Source organism: Rhizobium glycinendophyticum, assembly GCF_006443685.1.
GTDB classification, from domain to species: Bacteria; Pseudomonadota; Alphaproteobacteria; order Rhizobiales; family Rhizobiaceae; genus Allorhizobium; species Allorhizobium glycinendophyticum.
In genome coordinates this window covers 1291793-1312672 of the sequence record NZ_VFYP01000001.1, presented here as the reverse complement: position 1 = coordinate 1312672, position 20880 = coordinate 1291793, and the positions used below count along the sequence as shown (strand labels likewise).

Below are 20880 nucleotides of genomic sequence, written 5' to 3'. Positions count from 1 at the left end.
GTGTAAGGAGACGGGAAAGCGGGCCTTTCGCCTTCCCCCGCCCCCTCCCCCTTGCTAGGGTCGGCGCAAATAGATCGCATCAGGGAAGGACATCACCATGGATCTCGGCATTTCGGGAAAACGCGCACTCGTGCTCGCGGCCTCGCGCGGCCTCGGGCTCGGGATTGCGAAGGCACTCGCCGCTGAAGGCGTGCACGTCTTGATCTGCGGCCGCAGCGAGGAGAAGCTGAAGGACAACGTCGAGGCGATCAGGGCGGCCGGTGGCAAGGCTGACTACGAGGTCGCCGACCTCGCCGACGGGCATTTCGTCGAGCAGATGATCCACGCGGTGCATGACATCCTTGGCGGCATCGACATCCTCGTCAACAATACCGGCGGCCCCACCCCGGGCACAGCCGAAGAGATGGACGGCGACACGCTCGACATGTTCTTCCAGACCATGGTCGTGCGCGTCATCACCCTCACCAACGCCTTCCTACCGCTGATGAAGACGCAAGGTTTTGGCCGCATCCTCACCGTCGCCTCGTCCGGCGTGTTTGAGCCCATCCCCAATCTTGCCCTTTCCAACACGCTGCGCGGTGCACTGGTCGGCTGGAACAAGACGCTGTCTTCGGAGGTGGCCTCCTATGGTGTGACCGCGAACATGCTTTTGCCCGGCCGCATACACACCGATCGGATCGACGAACTGGATGGCGCCAATGCCAAGCGTCAGGGCAAATCGCTGGACGAGGTGCGGGCCGCCTCGGTCAAGTCGATCCCGGCCCAGAGGCTCGGCACCGTCGAGGAATTCGCCGCCGCCGGCGCCTTTCTCTGCTCGGCACAGGCGAGCTACATCACCGGCACTATGTTGCGCGTCGATGGCGGGGCGGCGAAATCGAACTGAGCTCGGATATAACCGGGTTGCCGCCATTGATCGCAATCCGCTAAAATTCGATTATCCGCATGAACGGGCTCTCAATCTCTCGCGCGTAAGGCTTGTCGCCAGTGCTGAAGGGAAATGAGAGATCCCGACATGATGGAAACCGGACATGAGGACCGGACCCTGCTCGATGTGTTGTCGCTGCAGGTGGACGAAGACGACAATGGCGACATTGTGCAACCCGGCCCGTCGAGGTCGACAGAGGCGCCGATGCGCATCGATGCACATGGCATGATCATCGGCCATCTGCTTGCTCAGGTCGCCGAACCTGACGCTGCCGATAGCGGAGGCCTGCGCCCGGGCCTGTCGCGGCATTATTTCGAAGTCTGACAGCGTTTCGCGAACACCAAAGGTCGCGGCCCTGAAAGGGCGCTGGCGACGCGTCGGCATTGCGCCTAAGCTCTGCCTCGCAACAGGAGCCATTACCATGTCAGCCTTGCGCCGTATCCTCAAAGTTATTGCCGTGCTCGCCATCCTGATGGGCGTGATCTGGGTGGCCCAGGGCACGGGCATCTTTCCCTATCCAGCCTCCAGCTTCATGATCAACCAGAGCCCCTGGATCTTCAATGGCGCATTGCTGGCGCTGGCGGGGCTCGCCGGTCTCTATGTCCTTCGCCGTCGTGGCTGAGCGTCTGCCCATGCTTTAACGCTTGCCCTCATCCGCCCTCTGTGGCATCTGGCGCCCTCCTCATTGGCGCTGGAACAACCGGCGTGCGGCCGGGCGCGCCCGGACTTTTGACATCTCCAAAACACAGGGAGCGACGGCCATGGCACAGGCGCTTGGGCTCGATTTCGGCACGACCAATACCGTGATTGCCGTGGCTGACGACAGCGACCATACCCATTCGGTGGCCTATACGTCGCCCGCCGGCACGTCGGACAGCATGCGCACGGCGCTCTCCTTCCTGAAAGACCGGCAGCTCGGTGCCGGCGCCTTGAAGGTCGAGGCCGGCCAGGCGGCGATCCGCACCTTCATCGACAATCCCGGCGAGTGCCGCTTCCTTCAGTCGATCAAGACCTTTGCCGCCTCCCCCCTCTTCCAGGGCACGCTGGTGCATGCGCGCCGCTTCCAGTTCGAAGACCTGATGGAGGTTTTTCTGAAGCGGCTAGAGGCTTACGCCGGTGACGGCTGGCCCGGTGGCGCCAAACGCCTCGTCGCCGGACGGCCCGTGCATTTCGCCGGCGCTAATCCCGATCCGGATCTCGCCACCAGCCGTTACAACGAGGCCCTGACCCGGCTCGGCTTCCCCGAAATCCACTACGTCTACGAGCCGGTCGCCGCCGCCTTCTATTTCGCCCAGAACCTGAAGGCGGATGCCACCGTTCTGGTCGCAGACTTCGGCGGTGGCACGACCGACTTCTCGCTGATCCGCTTCGAGACCGAAGGCGGCAAGCTGAAGGCCACCCCGATCGGCCAGTCCGGCGTCGGCATTGCCGGCGACCAGTTTGACGCGCGCATCATCGACCAGCTGGTGGCGCCCGAGATCGGCAAGGGCAGCCAGTTCAAGAGTTTTGGCAAACTGCTCGACGTGCCGAGCAATTATTACCTCGCCTTTTCACGCTGGAACCAGCTCTCGGTGTTCAAGACCTTGAAGGAATTTACCGATCTCAAGTCCCTCGTGCGCCAGGCGGAAGAGCCGGAAAAGCTCGAACTTTTCATCGACCTCATTGACCACGACGAAGGCTATCCGCTCTACCAGGCGGTTTCGGCCACCAAGATGGCGCTGTCTTCTGCCGAAGAGGCCGATTTCCGCTTTGCTCCCCTCGGGAAAGCCGGCGAGAAGACCGTCACCCGCGCCGCCTTCGAAAGCTGGATCTCCGACGACATCGCCCGCATGGAAGAGGCGCTCGACCAGGTGCTGGAGACCACAAACACCGCAGCCGACGGCATCGACAAGGTCTTCCTCACCGGCGGCACCTCCTTTGTGCCGGCCGTGCGCAACATCTTCCACCGCCGGTTTTCGCAGGACAAGATCGAGACCGGCGGAGAACTGGTGTCGATCGCCCACGGTCTCGCTTTGATCGGGGAGCGCGACGATATCGAGCAATGGGTGGCATGAAGTCTGCGCTCTGCCTTTGAGGGGGAGGGTCGGAGCGAAGCTCCGGGGTGGGGTGATCTGGCACCGGAGACACAGGGCATCAGCCGACTAGAGCTCCCTTCCACGTCCGTTGCGACGGAAAAGTCTGCCCCTCACCCCATCCTCTCCCCGCAAGGGGGGAGAGGATGGGCCAGCGGTGGCCGTCATGGCCTTCTCCCCGCTCGCGGGGAGAAGGTGCCCGAAGGGCGTATGAGGGGCGGTCTCAACGCCCCCCACCCTTTCCATTTGCCATCGCCCGTCCCTTCGCTCTAGAACAACCCCATGATCCAGACCCGCGACATGACGACCGCAGAGCTTGCCGCCCTTCTTGCATTCCATGCGGAAGCGGGCGTCGAATGGCTGCTGGAAGACGAACCGGTTGATCGGATTGCGGCCTTTGCCGCGGAAAAGGCGGCGCGGCAGGGTGGTCGGTCGGCGACGGCGCCAAGCGCGGTTGGCAATACTGGCAGCTCCGCCCCAGCTGCCGGACGCAGCCTCGCTTCGCGGGCCGCCCCTGCAGACCAGCGCCAGACGGCGCGGGCGCAGCCGTCGCAGTCTTCGGCGCTGCCGGCCATTCCGGACGAGAATGCCGTTGCCGAGGCACGGTTTGCTGCCGAATCCGCACGCTCCCTCACTGAGCTGAAGACCGCCATCGAAGGCTTCAGCAGCTGCAATCTGAAAACATCGGCCCGTTCGACTATCACTGCGGCTGGCGCTGCCGGTTCGGCCATCATGGTGATCGGCTCGATGCCGAGTGCCGACGACGATCGCGAGGGGCTACCCTTCTCCGGCCGGGCCGGACTTTTGCTCGACCGCATGCTGGCGGCCATTGGCCAGTCGCGTGGAAGCGTGCTGGTCACCACGATCATTCCTTGGCGCCCACCCGGCGACCGCATGCCGTCGGCACCGGAAACCGCCATCTGCCGGCCTTTCATCGAGCGGCAGATCGCACTTGCCGAACCGCGCCAGATCCTTGTGCTCGGCAATTTCGCTGCCCGTTTCTTCTTCGGGGAGACGGGCACCATCCATGCTCTGCGGGGCAAATGGCGGGAGATCGGCAGCGGCGGGGCGGCATTGCCAGCCATGGCGACGCTGCATCCCCAGGAATTGCTCACCGCACCGGCGAGCAAGGCGCTCGCCTGGATGGACCTGATGGCCTTTTCCGAGCGGCTCCCTGGAGCGTGAACGCCCAAATAAGCGCCATCGTAAACAAATTATGAAAGCAGCCATGCAATTCCTGCAAAGCAGGGCCGCACGGATTGGCCTTGCCGACTCAATGCTGCACTGCGATATACAAAAGGCAAAGTGGGAGGGACACTTTACAAGGAAGACCGCCGTGAGCCTTCGGACCCGCCCTATCCACTGCAAGTTCGAGACCCTGCGCCTCGCTGGCGAACAGGGTCGGACAAACACCCCCTACAACCGGATCGGCCCTGCCGTCGCTGCCGAGCAAATCAGCGCCCGTTATGCCGGCCATGCCGGACGCATTGCGCGCCCCGCCACCATCTTCTCCGATTTCCGCGCCTGATCTCGACCTTCCGCGCCTGATCGGCGCGGCTCTGCATTGACCGCATATCAGCCCCGCCGAATTGTGCGTTGCACAAGTGGTTCAGCCATGAACTAATAGGGACGCAAGAAGAGACATGCGCAAAAAGCAGAGGACACGTCCATGAGCATCCGTTTTCATCCCGTCCGCACCCTGCGCCAGGCCATGCACCAGATCGGCCATGCGGTCAGCGCATCGGCCGAGTTCTCGCAGGCCGCCCATCAGCGTCAGGCTGCGATTGCCCGTGGCGAACGCCCGGTCGCACAGCCGCTCGGCTTCTAAAACCCGACACATTACCAGACCATCACAAACGGCTCGCCCATGGCGAGCCGCATGCATTTCGGGCGAGGCGCTCCCGCCAAACCCTTCAGTTCAGGCTTCACGCACCGCGCCCAGGCGCGGCTCAGGCTTTTCCAGGCGGACGGGTCCGCAGATCTTCTCATAGGCCTGATCGACGATCGAGAATTTGACCGCCTGCCAGTGGCAGTACTCGCGCAGGAAATCGCGGCTGAGCAGACAAGCCTTGCGGCTATCATCGGGCCAGGACAGACAGCCGGCCTCCACCGCGCGGCGGAACAGCCGCTGCAGATGGGTGCGCGAGATCATGAAATGTTCGGCCATCTGGCGCGCATCGATCCGGCCGATCTCATAGGCATCGCCGCTGTCGGTGAGATCCATCGCCCGGCGTACCAGTTCGTCCATCACCAGCCCACCGGCTTCCGTCCACAGGAACAGCGCAACGCGCGGCGGCGGCTCGAGCCAGCGCGGCTCAAGACAGGCACGCCGCGCGATCTGCGGTTGAACCAGCCGCAGCAAGTCGGGCCTGCCCTGAAGGGTCGCAAGCCGGTCGCCGCCGTCGAGGCGATCCAGCAGCATCAGATTGGTCAGGACCCACTGGAACATGGCGTGATAGGAGATTTCCGTCGCCTCGTAGCGCCGTGGTCGGCGCGTGGGATCGCCGACAATGCGGACGAATTTGTAACTCAGCAACTGGTCGAGAAAGTTCAGCACCGTATTGCGGCTGGCCGCATTGTTGGAGGTGATGATCTCGCGCAGATTGGTCGTCGTCAGGCCGCTGCCGGGCTGGGTCGGGTCATATTCCAGCTGCAGGGCGAAAGCCGCCTGGCTCAATAGCCAGCGCTGGTGCGAGGCCAGCATGCGTGACAGACGCGGACTGTCGTCAAATTGTTTTCGAAGCGACCCGGCGAAGCCCCGCAGAGCCTCCACGAAGTGCGGATGGTTGGCAATATCCTCAGACGAAAACGCCATGTTCTACCTCAATCGCCCAGCGTCACGCCGCGCCGATCCCTCACCCGACGAGCGCCCGGCAACCGCAAAACACGGACCTTGCACCAAGTCTGGTTGTTTGCCTGACAGCCCCAGAGCCCCCACTCTGGCGAAACCGCCTATGTTGATGCGTCATCGTTAAGTGACGAATGCCAAGGTAAACGATTTCGTTGCGTGATTTCAATCAATTATTAAGGCTTGCCTGAACATTGCGTCAGTATCATCGAAGGTTTGCGACGCTGGACGTCGGTTTCGAAATTCCTTAAACGCAGCGTTGCGGGCACTATCGCCCAATTCCTGCGCCGAGGGGTCCTCATGCTGTCCAGTCTCGCCTCGATCGCGACCCTGATGCTGTCCACGCTGCTGATGATGGCGGGCTTCGGCCTGATGGGTTACATGCTGCCGATCCGCTCGCTCAACGAGGGCTGGTCGACCTTCATCATCTCCGTCATCGCGACCGGTTATACCTTTGGATTCACGGTATCCTGTGTGGTGACGCCGATCTTTGTCCGCCGGGTCGGACATGTGCGCGTCTTCGGTGCGCTGATCACGCTGCTCACCGTGTCGATTCTGCTCTGTGCGCTGGTCGTCGAGTGGTGGGCGTGGATGATCTTCCGTGGCCTGTCAGGCTTTGCCATCGCGGGGGCCTATCTTCTGATCGAGAGCTGGCTCAACGAGCGGGTGACCAACGACAATCGCGGCGCGCTATTTTCCGTCTACATGGTCACCTGCCTGGTCGGTTCGATCGGCGGGCAGTACATCGTGCCGCTCGGCGATGTGAACGGGCCGGAACTCTTCATGATCTGCGCGCTGATCTTCTCGCTCGCCATGTTCCCGGTGGCCCTGTCGACCGCAAAATCCCCTGCCCCGATTGCCGAAGCCCGCTTTGATCTCAAGCGGCTTTATCGCCGCTCGCCGATCGCCTTTTTCGGTTCATTGCTGTCTGGCGCACTTTCCGGCACCTGGGGTAGCCTGGGCGGCGTCTATTCGCAGACCATCCAGATGAACACGACACAGGGTGCGACGCTGCTCGCAGCCTTCCTCGCCGGTGGCGCCATTTCGCAGGTGCCGATCGGCCGCCTCTCAGACCGGATCGACCGCCGCCTCGTGATGATCGGCTGCGGATTGTTCGGGGTCTGCGCCTGTATCGCCATGACCCTGTTCAATGCCGACAACGCGACCGCCATCTATGTTGCAGGCTTCTTCGTCGGCACCGTGCTCTATCCGGTCTATTCCCTGAATGTCGCCCATGCCAACGACCTGGCCGAGCCGGACGAATATGTGACGCTCTCCAGTGCCATCATGATCCTCTACGGCATGGGCACCGTGACGGGCCCGATCATGGCCGGTTCGCTGATGCAGTGGTTCGGGCCAAACGCCCTGATCCTCTTCCTCGCCACCGCCTTCGCCCTCTATTCGGGTTACGCCGCCTGGCGCATCTCGCGCCGTCCGGACACCGCCGCAGACAAGACCGACTTCCAGGCCGTGGCGCTCCCCATGCAGGGCACAGAGGGTGCCTCGCCGCTCAACGATTTCGATCGCTGAGGGACCGGCCTTATCTTGTCGGCCTATGGCGTTGCAGCCTTGCGCGCAGCACGCCGCTCCAGCCCCAGCTGATGTTCGCGAAGGATGATGAATATGCCGGCGCTGACGACAATCGCGGCACCCAGAACCGTCGTCCAAGTCGGCACATCCGCAAACAGCAGATAGGCGGCGATCGAGCCGAGGATGATGGAGATGTATTCGAAGGGAGCAATCGTCGAGACATCTGCGTAGCGATAGCTCTCGGTCAGCAGGATCTGGCCGAGCCCGCCGAAGAAGCCGGCCAACGCCAAGAGGCCGAGCGCCCGCCAGGACAGGTCGGGCCAGCCGAAGAACCATGTCAGTGCCGAGAGAAGCGACGCCGTCACCGAGAAGAAGAGCACGATTGTCGCGGTCTTTTCCACCTGTACCAGCTGGCGCACCTGCAACATGGCGGCCGCACCGAGTGTGGCCGAGACGAGCACGGCAGCGGCGCCGATCGCCGCTTCTGATCCAAGTCCCTCGTCTGCAAAGAGAGAAAGCTTCGGGACCGAGATGATCAGCACGCCGATCAGACCGACAAAGACAGCCGTCCAGCGATAGAGCCGCACGGTCTCCTTGAGGAAGACCGCCGCAAAGACAACTGCAATCAGTGGCATGGCATAACCGATGGCGATCGCATCCGGCAGCGGCAGATGGACGAGACCGAGGAAGCCCGCCCCCATGGCGCAGACGCCGATCAGGCCGCGCTTGACGTGGCCGAAGGGATTGTCAGTCTGGATCGCCTGCCGCAACTCGCCGCGCCAGCCAAGATATATAACAATCGGCACGATGGCGAAGGCGGAGCGGTAGAAGCTGATCTGACCAGGGGCAATGCCGGTCCCCGCGAGCTTGATCGATGTCTGCATCGCCACGAAAACGGAGACGGAAAACACCTTGAGCAGAATGCCGCGCAGCGGGTTGGGATCGGCGAAGGCCATTTCGATGAGCAATTCTTTGGCGATGTGTCGATTGCAGACGGGACGAAGCGGGTAGGCGTTCGGGTGGTGGGTGCGGATCCTGCGGGGCCGCGCGCTACACCTTGCACCTCAAGCCGACTGAAACAAGGCGGATTTCACCCGAAAATGGGCTGAAACATGGGTTTTCTCACCATTCCGTGTTAACCATGTTTTCAATCTCAATAAACTAACTTTCCTCCAGATACATGCTGCACCGCACATTTTGATCATTGCCCTTGACCTAAACCTTTACCGGACCCGCGCCATGACGCAAACGGCAGACAGACCTCGCCAGACATCCGGGCACCGTGCCACGCCGCGTTCGATGCGGCTCGTCACCGAGAGCATCGGTCGGGATCTCGAGACTTACAGCGCCGACAATGATCTAATCGTCCGACAGATCAGGCTGCTTGCGATCAACGCGCTCATTGAGGCGGCGCGGGCGGGAGAAACAGGCAAGGGCTTCGCCGTCGTCGCCAATGAGGTGCAGCGGCTGGCGCAGGGCGCTGCCGACATCTCCGAGCGCTTCCAGGAAAACGTGCTCGATCGTATCCGGCTGAGCCGCAGCATGGCAGACGCTCTCGTTGAAGATATGGAAGGGGTCCGCCTCATCGACCTCGCCCAGACACTGGTGCAGTTCATCGTGCGTAACCTGTTCGAGCGCACGGCCGACGTGCGCTGGTGGGCAACCGACAGCGCGCTCTGGTCGGCGCTCGAAGAGCCATCCCCTCGGGCGGCCAGCCATGCGGCCGAACGCCTCGGCGTCATCAACCGCTTCTACACCGTCTATCTCGATCTGGTGATGACCGATGCCAGGGGCCAAGTGATCGCGTCTGCCAATCCGCGCTACCAGCGCAACCTCAAGGACAAGAATCTTTCCCAGGAGGACTGGTTCAAGGCAGCCCGCAGCTGTCGAAGCGGCGAGGACTATGTCGTCGACAGTGTTCGCCGATCGACCCTGCACGATCAACGGGACGTGCTGGTCTATGCCACCGGCATTCGGGTCGGCGGCCGCTCGGACGCGCCGCTCGTCGGCACGCTCGGCGTCTATTTCGACTGGCAATCTCAGGGCCAGGCAATCGTCGAAAAAGAAGCCAACCTGCCGCCCGCAGTCGCGGAGCGCACGGAAGTCATGCTGCTCGACGGCGCTAACATGGTGATCGCGTCGAGCCGACCGGAGCGGGTCTACACCCATTTCGCGCTGTCCAATCCGCAACAGGCACCGCGTGGGAGCTATCACGACGCCAATGGGGCGATCGTCGCTTTTGCCAAGACCCTCGGCTACGAGGACTATGACGGGCTTGGTTGGTCGGCCGTCATCGTCCAGCAGTCGGACAGCGACGAAATCATTCGCGCGCAATTGAAGCTGAAGTAGTCGCTGCCCGGCGCGGAACGACTGCGAGAAAATAGATCAACGCGTCGCTATTCTTCGTCGTTCCGGCTTAACGCCCCCATCAGCCAGGCTCTGATCTTGGCTGCCCCCCAAAAAGGCCGCCGAAAAATATCAGGTGTTTTAACAATCGTTCAGATTTTGCTGCAATCATCGGCGGCAACTTGACCCCTATCGGTGCAGAGACAATCCGTTTGCGCCGTCGCGGCCAACCTCGAAGCGACCAGGATATACAATGCGCACAGATACGGGCCGGATCGTTCATCTGGCAGACTACCGCCCCACCGACTTTGTTCTGGAACGGGTTGATCTGACCTTCGAACTGGACCCGACCGAAACCAAGGTGGAAGCGCGTCTGATCTTCCACCGGCGCGAAGGCGTGGATGCGAAAGCCCCGCTGGTGCTCGACGGTGACGACCTCACCATGACGAGCCTGCTCTTCGACCAGATCGAGATGGACCCCGCGCGCTATACCGCGACGCCGGAAAGCCTCGTCATCCGCGACTTGCCGGAATCCACGCCCTTCGAGATCACCGTTGTCACGATGATCAATCCGGAGGCCAATACCCAGCTGATGGGTCTCTATCGCTCCAACGGCATCTACTGCACCCAGTGCGAGGCCGAAGGCTTCCGCCGCATCACCTATTTCCCCGACCGTCCAGACGTGCTTGCCGTCTATACGATCAACATCATCGCCGATAAGGCCGCCAATCCGCTGCTGCTCTCCAACGGCAATTTCCTGGGTGGCGCTGGCTTCGGACCGGACAAGCATTTCGCCGCCTGGTTCGATCCGCATCCGAAGCCGTCCTATCTCTTCGCGCTGGTCGCCGGCGATCTCGGCGTGGTCGAAGACACCTTCACCACCATGTCCGGCCGCGAGGTGGCGCTGAAGATCTATGTCGAGCATGGCAAGGAGCCGCGCGCGGCCTATGCCATGGACGCGCTGAAGCGCTCGATGAAGTGGGACGAAGAGGTCTTCGGCCGCGAATACGATCTCGACATCTTCATGATCGTCGCCGTCTCCGATTTCAACATGGGCGCCATGGAGAACAAGGGCCTCAACATCTTCAACGACAAATATGTTCTGGCTGATCCCGAGACCGCGACCGACCAGGACTACGCGAATATCGAGGCGATCATCGCGCATGAATACTTCCACAACTGGACCGGCAACCGCATCACCTGCCGCGACTGGTTCCAGCTCTGCCTGAAGGAAGGCTTGACCGTCTATCGTGACCACGAATTTTCGGCCGACATGCGTTCGCGCTCGGTCAAGCGCATAGCCGAAGTCCGCCACCTGCGCTCGGAACAGTTCCCAGAGGATGCAGGCCCGCTCGCCCATCCCGTGCGCCCGACCACCTATCGCGAAATCAACAACTTCTACACAACGACCGTCTATGAGAAGGGTTCGGAAGTCACCCGGATGATCGCGACCATTCTCGGCCGCGACGATTTCAAGAAGGGCATCGACCTCTATTTCGAACGCCATGACGGCGATGCCTCGACGGTCGAGGATTTTATCAAGTGCTTCGAAGATGCGAGCGGCCGAGACCTGAAGCAGTTCTCGCTCTGGTATCACCAGGCCGGCACTCCGCAGATCACCGTCTCCTCCACCTATGACGCTTCCGCCAAGACGCTCTCGCTGTCGCTCGAGCAGATGATCCCCGCCACGCCCGGTCAGAGCACAAAGGAGCCGATGCACATCCCGCTGCGCTTCGCGCTGATCTCGGAAAACGGCTCCGAATCCACGGCTTCCGCAATCGCCGGCGGCACGGTCAGCGGCGACGTCCTGCACCTCACCGAGCGCGCTCAGACTTTCACCTTTGCCGGCATAGGCAGCCGCCCGGTCGTGTCGCTCAATCGCGGCTTCTCGGCGCCCGTAACCCTGCATTTTGCGCAGAGCAACGACGACCTGATCCACATCGCCCGCCACGACAGCGACCTCTTCGCCCGCTGGCAGGCGATCACCGATATCTCGCTTCCGATCCTGACCTCGGCTGCCAAGACCGCCCAGGCCGGCGGCGCAATCGAAGTCGAGCCCGCTTTCATCGACGCTCTGCTCGCAGTCGCTGCCGACGAGGCGCTGGAACCCGCCTTCCGCGCCCAGGCGCTGTCACTGCCCAGCGAAGCCGATGTTGCGCGCGAACTCGGCGGCAACAATGATCCCGACGCCATCCATGCCGGCCGTCAGGCTGTCCTATCCGCCATTGCCAAGGCCGGTACCGAGGTCTTCCGCACGCTCTACGCCGCCCATGCCGCAAACGGCGCCTTCAGCCCGGATGCCGCAGGCGCCGGCAAGCGAGCACTGAAGAACAGCGCCCTGTCCTTCCTGTCGATCGCCGAGGACACCCCTGCCCTTGCGGCAGCAGCCTATGCCAAGGCCGACAACATGACGGACCTGTCGCAGGCGCTGACCATCCTCGCCCATCGCTTCCCCGAGGCGGATGAAACCAAGGCAGCGCTTGCCACCTTCGAAGCGCGTTTTGCGGCAAACCCGCTGGTGCTCGACAAATGGTTCACCATCCAGGCGACGATCCCCGGCGCCGATGCGCTGATCCGCGTCAAAAGTCTGATGCAGAGCGCCAACTTCGCGCCGACCAATCCCAACCGCGTTCGCTCGCTGATCGGCACGTTTGCCTTCTCCAACCCGACCGGCTTCAATCGGGCCGATGGAGCAGGCTACGCTTTTTATGCCGAGCAGATCCTCGCCATCGATCCGCGCAACCCGCAGCTCGCCGCTTGCCTTTTGACCGCGCTCAGATCCTGGCGTCTGCTCGAGCCCGTGAGGGCCGAACATGCCCGCAAGGCCCTCGAGAGCATCGCGGCATCTGATGCGCTTTCGACCGACGTGCGTGACATCGTCGAGCGCGTCCTGAAAGGCTGATCCTGCCCTCCTGATCCATCTCGTGGACGCCGGTTGCAAGATCGGCGTCTTTTCCGTTTTAAGGGCAATGGAAGGGCGCCCTCTCGCCGATTCCTGCATCAGATTCAGCTGCTTGCTGCAGGCGCGATAAAAAAAGCGGAGTCGCTTGAAGGGGTTAATGTTTTCTTAATCCGGCAGCTCTGGACAAGGCGAATCGGCCATGATTCCTTGACGTCAGATTCGGGCGAGCGGCGCTAACGAATCACACGAGGGATCGAGGGACAATGTCTGACGCGCGGCGGGTGACCGCAGCCGATGAGCGGTTGCGCACTAAGTTTCCCGATGTAGGGACGTATCTGGGGAATTTGGGACGCAAGTTTAATCTGCCGCCATCTGGCGCAGGAGAACCGCGCTGGCAGGCGTCGACAGCCCAGGTCAGCGGCACCTCGCAGCCGGTGGAGACCATTCTGCGACGGTCCATCCCGGTCCTGATCCTCGCTTTCCTCACGGTGGTGGCGCTGGCGCGCACCGTTGGCATCCTGTCCGAACAGCAGCGCATGGTGGATTCCATCCACATGTCGACCTCGCTGATGGCCGCCACAGCCGAAGCGGCCTTCGCCGGAAAAGCCGACCTTTTCGAAACCGGAAGCCGCGCTGCCGCCGAGACCGTTCTGTCGACCTATCTCGATGACGAGCATCTCGCTGAAGGCGCTTTCGTGCTGCTCGTCGACCCGGCAGGCCGCATCTTCGGCGCCTCGCCGGATGCTGCAGCCCAGGTCGGCCTCATGCTCTCGTCCGTGCTGCCCGAAGTCACCACCATCCGACGCTCCGTCAACCCGGACAGCCGCAAGGGCGCTGGCGCCATCGAAACCGTCTTCAACGGCCAGCCGCATTACGCCATCGTTGCCCCGGTCGGGGCCGACGGTGCGCTTCTTCTGACCGCCCATTCCATGCAGGCAGTCGATGATTTCTGGCGCGGCGAGATCTCGCTCAACGTCACCCTTTTTGCCGGCATTTCACTGATCCTGCTGGTCATCCTCTATGCCTATTATCACCAGGTGAAACGCGCTCGGGATGCCGATGACATTTTCCTCGAATCCAACATGCGCGTCGAGGCAGCCCTTGCCCGCGGGCGTTGCGGTCTGTGGGATTTCGATCTGGAAAGCCGCAAGCTGATCTGGTCGCGATCGATGTACGAGATGCTCGGCCGAGAGCCCTCGACCCAGCCGCTCGCCTTTGCAGATGCGGCCCGCCTGATGCACCCTGATGATGGCAATCTCTATGCACTGGCCCGTTCCGTCGGTCGCGGCAAGTCGCGCCACATCGACCAGATTTTTCGCATGCGCCATGCGCTCGGCCATTATGTCTGGATGCGCGCTCGCGCGCAGATCATCTGCACCAATACCGGCGACCTGCACGTCATCGGCATTGCCATGGACGTGACCGAGCAGCATCGTCTTGCCCAGCGTTACGCCGAGGCCGACCAGCGGCTGGCCGACGCCATCGAATGCACCTCCGAAGCCTTCGTGCTCTGGGACAAGAACGACAAGCTGGTGGCCTGGAACGGCCATTTCCAGAAGGTCTATGGCCTGCCGGACGACGTGCTGGTGCCGGGGAAGGAACGCTCGCTGGTGCTGGCCGCCGCCGCTCGTCCGATCATTCAGCGCCGGATCGCAGATGCCGACGACGGCACCAATTCGCGCACCACCGAAGTACAGCTTGCCGACGAGACCTGGCTACAGATCAACGAACGGCGCACCCGGGACGGCGGCCTCGTCTCCGTCGGCACCGATATCACGCTTCTCAAGCGCCACCAGGAGCGCCTGCGCGACCAGGAACGCCGCCTGATGGCCACCATCGGCGACCTCTCGGCCTCGCAGAAGATCCTGGAGCGTCAGAAGACCGAACTGTCCGACGCCAACGAGAAGTATCTCGCCGAGAAGCAGCGTGCCGAAGCCGCCAACAAGGCGAAGTCGGAATTCCTCGCCAATATGAGCCACGAACTCCGCACACCGCTCAACGCCATTCTCGGCTTTTCCGAAATCCTTCTCGCCGGCATGTTCGGACCGATCGGCTCGCCGAAATACGAGGAATATGCCAAGGACATCCACGAGAGCGGCAAACATCTGCTGAACGTCATCAACGACATCCTCGACATGTCGAAGATCGAGGCAGGCCAGATGAAGATCCGCTGCGAGAATATCGACCTGTCGCCGCTGATCGAAGAGAGCTTGCGCCTCACCGCAATCCCGGCGGAAGACAAGGCGATCCGCATCGAGCAATGCGTGGCACCGGGACTCGCGATGATCGCCGACCGCCGTTCGATGAAGCAGATCCTGCTCAACATCCTCTCGAATGCGGTCAAGTTTACCGAACCGGGTGGCCGCATTGCCCTTCGCGCCCGCAAGGTCGGCGGCAGCGTCGTCATCACCATCGCCGATACTGGCATCGGCATTCCGAAATCCGCGCTCTCGAAGATCGGCCACCCCTTCGAGCAGGTGCAGAGCCAATACGCCAAGAGCAATGGCGGCTCGGGCCTCGGCCTCGCCATCTCCCGCTCGCTGGTCACCATGCATGGCGGCCGGTTGAAGATCCTCTCGCGCGAACGCAAGGGCACCGTCGTCTCGGTCGTGATCCCGGAAACCATGCTGATCGAGGCCGGCCGCAAGCGCGGCTGAGGTCGGCTGATCGACTGCAGAAGATCACCAAGCCGGATCGCAACCCGATCCGGCTTTTTGGTGCGCGCTGCCCCACCCTCTCGCCCAGTCGTCTCGATCCGTTTTACACCCCATGAACATGGGATTTACTAACCCCGGCGAGCGAAATAGCCAGGATCTATAGTGTCCAAACACGTTTTAATTCCGTTGGTTCTCTGAATATCGCGCTAATATACTGACTTTGTATTTTAGGCCAGCATCACCGAACCGACACCGGTTGTATCTCTCCACTAGAGCGGAATCGACTGACGGTGCTGCACATGAATTCAAATCGGCCAACCCCCACCCGAAGGCGCTCCTCGGATAGGCTCACGTTTCTCGCCAGCGTCTCCGCCCTTGCGCTGGGGCTTGGTCTCGCCGGCACGGCCGAAGCCGGTTACTCCGAGCTCTTCGGTGCCAGCGACGATCTGTCCGTCCTGCTGGTCGGCTATAGTGACGACAGCTGGTACAGCGGCTTCGGTTTGGTATCGGCATCCGACTATCTCGGTCAGGAGGATGGGGCGCTCAACGACGGCTACGCGACCGTCGACCTCGGTGAGGTCGCGACCCCGAACAGCATAAGCGCCGAGATGTCCGAATTCCTCTTGAGTGGCGATGGCACCACGGTTGCCGGCTCTTATCTGGAGAGCGGGAAGTGGACATCCTTCCTCTGGACGGAGGCCGATGGCTTTACCGAACTCGGAACCCTGGATGGCGGAACCTGGTCTTATGCAATGGCCGTGAGCTATGACGGTAGCGCTGTCGCAGGAAACGCCGAGACCGCCGACGGCTCGCAGCACGCCTACTACTGGCAATCCGGCGACAGCAGCCTCACCGACCTCGGAACCCTGCCCGGAGAAACATATTCTTCCGTCTCAGCCATCAGCGGTGACGGCACCACGGTCGTCGGCTATTCCGACTCGCACGGCTTCGTCTGGAGCCTGGGCGACAGCGCCATGACGGACATAGGCAGCCTTGGAGGATCCACCCTTGCCACCCTGGTCAGTTTTGACGGCGATGTCGTCGTCGGCTACTCGTTCACAGACAGCTCCTATTCGGCTTACCACGCCATTCGCTGGACAGAGGCCGGCGGTCTCGTCGATCTCGGCACTTTTGGCGGAAATTGGTCATCGGCCAATGCGATGAGTGCCGACGGCGATGTGATCGTCGGTCAGTCCTATACGGCGTCTTCCTATGCCCATGCCTTCCGCTGGGCTGTCGGTTCGGACGGCATCACCGGCACCATGGCTGATCTCGGCACCCTCGGTGGCACCGATTCATACGCCTATGACGTCAGCGACGACGGCAGCGTCGTGGTGGGCGAAGCCACCGATGCTTCCAATGTCTCCCACGCATTCCGCTGGACCGAAGAGAACGGCTTGATCAGCGTCGACGACTGGCTTCGCAGCAACGGCGTCACACTCACCGAAGACGTGACCTTGGCCGCCACCGCCGTATCGAGCGACGGCAGCACGATCCTGGGTTACACCTATGATTACGAGCTCTTCATCGCCCGCGTCGCCGGCATCATCACGCTCGAGGAATATCTCTCCTCCGTCTCCAACGCCGGCTCCATCGCCACCGCCCAGCCGATCGGCAGCGCCGATACCATCATGTTCGGCGCCCAGGGCAGCCCCATGCGCAACCTGCTCTCAGCCGGACAGAAATCGGTCTATGGCACCGTCGACAGCGGTTACGACGACGGCGCCTCGTCCGATGGCGGCCTGCTACTCGGCGATTTCGGCTTTGCCTATGGCCTATCCGACGGCATGACCCTGCGTGTCTCCGCCGGTGGCAGCTATACGGACCAAGATCTCGACGAGGGCGGCGATTACCAGTCCAAGGGCTGGTACATTTCTCCAGAAGTCTCGGCCAATGTCGCCGGCAATCTCTACCTCACCGTCGGCGGCTACTATTCCAGGGGCAAACTCGACATCAATCGCGGCTATCTCAACGGCACCGCCACGGACTATTCCACCGGCGAGACCGATACGGAGACCTATGCCGCCAAGATCCGCCTCGACTGGCTGAATGCCTTCACCGTCGAAGAGGTGGCCTTCACCCCCTATGCGGCCCTGTCGCGCACCAACAGCAAGACGGATGCCTATTCGGAAAGCGGCGGCTCCTTCCCCGCGAGCTATGACGCGGCGTCCGACCATGCGACCATCGCCCGCCTCGGGCTCGATGCTATCAGGCCGCTCACCGGAACCATCACGCTGCTTGCCCGCGCCGAAGTCGCCTATCGCTTCGAGGAGGAAACCGCCGGCACCAGCGGCGAGATCATCGGCCTCTCCTCCTTCGATCTTGAAGGCCAGGACGTCAAACAGCTCTGGCTGCGCGGCGGCATCGGCGCCGAAATGGCCGTCGCCGGCGGCACCGCTTCCCTCATGCTCAACGCCACCACCGAAGGCGACGACCCCGATGTCTGGCTGCGTTCGGGCTGGAAGGTGGATTTTTAAGCGGCGGAACCGGCAGCATCCGGAACGGCAAAAAGGGCCGCCCGGTTTTCCCGGGCGGCCCTTTTGCTTGTCATCCGCTGCAGCGCTTAGGGTGGAGCGACCAATGAGAACGCCCCGTCCCTCACGCCTTCACCACCCGCGAAAATACCTTGCGCACCGCCTTGGCGCGCCGTTTCAGCTCCGCTTCAACGGTCTTCAGATCCGGGCATTCCGCCGCCCGCACCACCCGGTCGATGAGCCCTGCCGGCACGGCGGCGGGATCGAAGGGGCCGTCGATGCAGAGTCGGATTACCTGCGAGAGGTCGGTGTAGAGTTTCAGGGCAGCGATGCATTCGTCTCGGTCATTGGCGTCGATCAGATCCCCCAACGCCTTCAACGCTTCCGTCGTCGAAAGACCGGAGGTTTTAACCGTCACGCCGCGTGCCGGCGCCGCCAGGGCCAGGAACTGGGCGATGAATTCGATGTCGATCAGACCGCCTTGCACGAGTTTCAGGTCCCAGGGGTCGCGCGGCGGCTTTTCCTGTTCGATCAGGGCCCGCATCTCGGCGACGTCGGCGGCTATCTTCGCCGCATCGCCAGCGGTCGCGAGCACCCCTGTTATGATTGCCGCGGCGTCCGCCATCAGGCTCTCGTCACCGCAGATCAGCCGCGCCCGCGACAGGGCCATGTGCTCCCACGTCCATGCCTCCTCGCGCTGGTATTTGGCAAAGGCCCTGAGCCGTGTCGCCACCGGCCCCTTGTTGCCGGAGGGGCGCAGCCGCATGTCCACTTCGTACAGCACGCCTTCCGCCGTCGGGGCCGAGAGGGCCGCAATCAGCCGCTGCGTCAGGCGGGTGAAATAGCGCAGCGTGTCGAGCGGCTTTGGACCATCGCTCTCCGCTGCTTCATCATCGTGTTCGTAAAGCAGGATCAGATCGACGTCGGAGCCGGCCGTCAGCTCGAAGGAGCCGAGCTTACCCATGCCGACAAGCGCCACGCGGCCGCCCGGCACCTTGCCATGAGCCACCTCCATCTCGGCGATGACGGCAAAGAGTGCGGCCTCGATCACGAGATCGGCGAGGTCGGTGAAGGCACGCCCCGCCTGGGCGCCTCCGATCGCCCCGGTCAAGAGCCTGATGCCGATCAGGAAGCGCTGTTCGGCGGCAAAGATGCGCAGCCGATCGAGGATCTCCTCGTAGTGACGGGCACTCGACAAGAAACTCTTCAGACGCTTGCCGAGATAGTCGCGGGTGGGAAGTTCGACCAGCAGCCCGGGATCGAGCATGCCGTCGAAGACATGCGGCCGCTCGGCGATGATTTCGGCCAGCCTGGGGGCTGCCGCCATGATGTTGACCATCAGCTCCAGGAGCGCTGGATTGTTGCCGAGCAGGGAAAAAAGCTGGATGCCGGCCGGAAGCCCTGCGAGAAAATTGTCGAAGCGCAGCAGCGCCTCGTCGGCCCGTCGGCTTTCGCCGAAGGCACGTAAGAGGTCCGGCGTCATTTCCGTCAGCCGCTCGCGCGCCTCGACCGATTGCGTCGCGCGATAACGCCCGTAATGCCAGGTGCGGATCACTCGCGAAATATCCTCCGGTCGCTCGAAACCCAGGCTCTTCAGCGTCTTCAGCGTGTCGGGGTCGTCCTTCTGGCCGGTGAAGACGAGATTGCCGGTCGCGCTCGACAGGCCCTCCTCCTTTTCGAACAGCCGGGCGTAACGCTTCTCCACCGTCTTCAGCACATTTTCAAGGGCGGTCGAGAAGGCCGTGGTGTCGATGAAGCCCAGCATGAAGGCGATCCGCTTCAGCTCGGCTTCGGTTTCCGGCAGCACATGGGTCTGCTCGTCATGCACCATCTGGATGCGATGCTCGACATCGCGCAGGAACCAGTAGCATTCGGTGAGTTCCTCGGCCGTCCTGGCATCGATCCAGCGCGCCTCGGCCAGCGCCTTCAGCGCTTCCTCGGTCGGGCGGCAGCGCAGATCCGGCATGCGGCCGCCGGCAATCAGCTGCTGGGTCTGGGCGAAGAATTCGATCTCGCGAATGCCGCCGCGGCCGAGCTTGACGTTGTGGCCCTTCACCGCGATTGCCCCATGTCCCTTGTGGACATGGATCTGACGCTTGATCGAATGGATATCGGCGATCGCCGCATAGTCGAGATATTTGCGAAAGACGAAGGGGACGAGTTCGCGCAGAAAACCCTCACCCGCCTTGATATCGCCGGCCACCGGCCGCGCCTTGATGAAGGCCGCGCGCTCCCAGTTCTGGCCCCTGCCCTCGTAATAGATGAGTGCCGCCTCGACGGGCACGGCAAGCGGCGTTGAGCCTGGGTCAGGACGCAGGCGCAGGTCGGTGCGGAAAACATAACCATCGGCCGTACGCTCCTGCAGGATGCGCACCAGCCGGCGCATCATCCGGCCATAGGTCTCCATCGCGTCGTCGGGATCCTTCAGGATGCCGGCGTCGGGATCGTAGAAGATGACGAGGTCGATGTCGGAGGAATAATTAAGCTCGCGGGCGCCATGCTTGCCCATGCCGAGCACGATCAGGCCGCTGCCCTCTGCCGGTTGTTCCCGGTTCTTCAGCGAGAGCTTGCCCGCTTCATGCCCGGCCAGAAGCAGGTGATCGATGGCGGCTGCCACCGCCGCATCGGCAATCGCCGTCAGCCATGCCGTCGTGTCGCGGGCTGAAAAGATGCGGGCGAGATCGGCGAGCGCCGTGACGAAGGCGACCTTGCGCTTGGCCCGGCGCAGCCGTGCCATGACCTCGGCTTCTGTGGGCAAAGCGCCATTCGCCCCCGGCCAGCTCGCCGAGCGGGCTTCCGACACGGCAGCTTCGAGGAACGGTTCCAATGGGCTTTTTAGCGCCTCGACCAGCAAATCGGGCCTGATGCTTGCCACTTCGCGCAGATAGGGTGAGAGGGTGAAGGCCGACAGCAGGAAGCTGCGAAGAGGGCCGTCTGCGGACAAGTGCTCTGCGAGATCAGGCTCCTGCCGAATCATCTCCTTGATCAGCGCGGTTGCCGATTTCAACTCCGTCTGGTTGAGCGGCCGAATGATGCCCTCGGCCACGTCGGCCAAATGCTTTGCTGTCGTCTCCGCCATCCGTGCCTCCCACCCTCTTCGCTGCAGATCTCTTGCGAATCTGTCAG

The 20880-nt window shown here is 62.5% G+C and carries 15 protein-coding genes; 12 read left to right on the top strand and 3 right to left on the bottom strand.

The window, feature by feature from the left end; all coding sequences use genetic code 11:
* Window positions 1-97: 97 nt before the first annotated feature.
* From FJQ55_RS06385 to FJQ55_RS23310, 7 genes are all read left to right on the top strand, one after another.
* Window positions 98-883, top strand: coding sequence for an SDR family oxidoreductase (locus tag FJQ55_RS06385; RefSeq protein WP_140826817.1), 786 nt, complete (start codon window positions 98-100; stop codon window positions 881-883).
* Window positions 884-1012: 129 nt separating this feature from the next.
* Complete coding sequence (locus FJQ55_RS06380; protein ID WP_140826816.1) at window positions 1013-1249, top strand: hypothetical protein; 237 nt, start codon at window positions 1013-1015, stop codon at window positions 1247-1249.
* A gap of 97 nt (window positions 1250-1346) precedes the next feature.
* Window positions 1347-1547 carry a hypothetical protein gene (locus FJQ55_RS06375; RefSeq protein ID WP_140826815.1) on the top strand — a complete coding sequence of 67 codons (201 nt, stop codon included), beginning with the start codon at window positions 1347-1349 and terminating at the stop codon, window positions 1545-1547.
* A 139-nt stretch (window positions 1548-1686) separates the two neighbouring features.
* Window positions 1687-2979 (top strand): Hsp70 family protein, encoded by a 1293-nt coding sequence (locus FJQ55_RS06370; protein ID WP_140826814.1) that lies wholly within the window; start codon window positions 1687-1689, stop codon window positions 2977-2979.
* Between the two features lie 300 nt (window positions 2980-3279).
* Window positions 3280-4182, top strand: coding sequence for a uracil-DNA glycosylase (locus FJQ55_RS06365; RefSeq protein WP_140826813.1), 903 nt, complete (start codon window positions 3280-3282; stop codon window positions 4180-4182).
* 151 nt (window positions 4183-4333) lie between these two features.
* Complete coding sequence (locus tag FJQ55_RS06360; protein ID WP_140826812.1) at window positions 4334-4525, top strand: hypothetical protein; 192 nt, start codon at window positions 4334-4336, stop codon at window positions 4523-4525.
* 141 nt (window positions 4526-4666) lie between these two features.
* Window positions 4667-4825, top strand: coding sequence for a hypothetical protein (locus FJQ55_RS23310; protein ID WP_161596957.1), 159 nt, complete (start codon window positions 4667-4669; stop codon window positions 4823-4825).
* Window positions 4826-4915: 90 nt separating this feature from the next.
* On the opposite strand, the gene FJQ55_RS06355 is transcribed toward FJQ55_RS23310, so the two are convergent.
* On the bottom strand, window positions 4916-5812 hold the full coding sequence (locus FJQ55_RS06355; RefSeq protein ID WP_140826811.1) for a hypothetical protein: 897 nt from the start codon (window positions 5810-5812) through the stop codon (window positions 4916-4918).
* Window positions 5813-6145: 333 nt separating this feature from the next.
* Between FJQ55_RS06355 and FJQ55_RS06350 the strand changes: the two genes are divergently transcribed.
* Window positions 6146-7375: an MFS transporter gene (locus tag FJQ55_RS06350; protein WP_140826810.1), complete on the top strand. Its 1230-nt coding sequence runs from the start codon at window positions 6146-6148 to the stop codon at window positions 7373-7375.
* A 23-nt stretch (window positions 7376-7398) separates the two neighbouring features.
* Here FJQ55_RS06350 and FJQ55_RS06345 read toward each other — a convergent pair whose 3' ends face one another.
* Entirely contained in the window at window positions 7399-8331 is a 933-nt protein-coding gene (locus FJQ55_RS06345; RefSeq protein WP_140826809.1) for a DMT family transporter, read from the bottom strand.
* A 283-nt stretch (window positions 8332-8614) separates the two neighbouring features.
* Between FJQ55_RS06345 and FJQ55_RS06340 the strand changes: the two genes are divergently transcribed.
* From FJQ55_RS06340 to FJQ55_RS06325, 4 genes are all read left to right on the top strand, one after another.
* Window positions 8615-9724 carry a methyl-accepting chemotaxis protein gene (locus FJQ55_RS06340; RefSeq protein ID WP_140826808.1) on the top strand — a complete coding sequence of 370 codons (1110 nt, stop codon included), beginning with the start codon at window positions 8615-8617 and terminating at the stop codon, window positions 9722-9724.
* Between the two features lie 250 nt (window positions 9725-9974).
* A complete protein-coding gene (gene pepN, locus FJQ55_RS06335) occupies window positions 9975-12623 on the top strand; it encodes an aminopeptidase N (protein ID WP_140826807.1) in 2649 nt (882 codons plus the stop codon).
* Between the two features lie 263 nt (window positions 12624-12886).
* On the top strand, window positions 12887-15280 hold the full coding sequence (locus FJQ55_RS06330; RefSeq protein ID WP_140826806.1) for a PAS domain-containing sensor histidine kinase: 2394 nt from the start codon (window positions 12887-12889) through the stop codon (window positions 15278-15280).
* 299 nt (window positions 15281-15579) lie between these two features.
* Window positions 15580-17757 (top strand): autotransporter domain-containing protein, encoded by a 2178-nt coding sequence (locus tag FJQ55_RS06325; protein WP_140826805.1) that lies wholly within the window; start codon window positions 15580-15582, stop codon window positions 17755-17757.
* A 121-nt stretch (window positions 17758-17878) separates the two neighbouring features.
* Here the strand turns inward: FJQ55_RS06325 and FJQ55_RS06320 are convergent, their stop codons facing one another.
* Window positions 17879-20833: a bifunctional [glutamine synthetase] adenylyltransferase/[glutamine synthetase]-adenylyl-L-tyrosine phosphorylase gene (locus FJQ55_RS06320; RefSeq protein ID WP_140826804.1), complete on the bottom strand. Its 2955-nt coding sequence runs from the start codon at window positions 20831-20833 to the stop codon at window positions 17879-17881.
* Window positions 20834-20880: the final 47 nt, after the last annotated feature.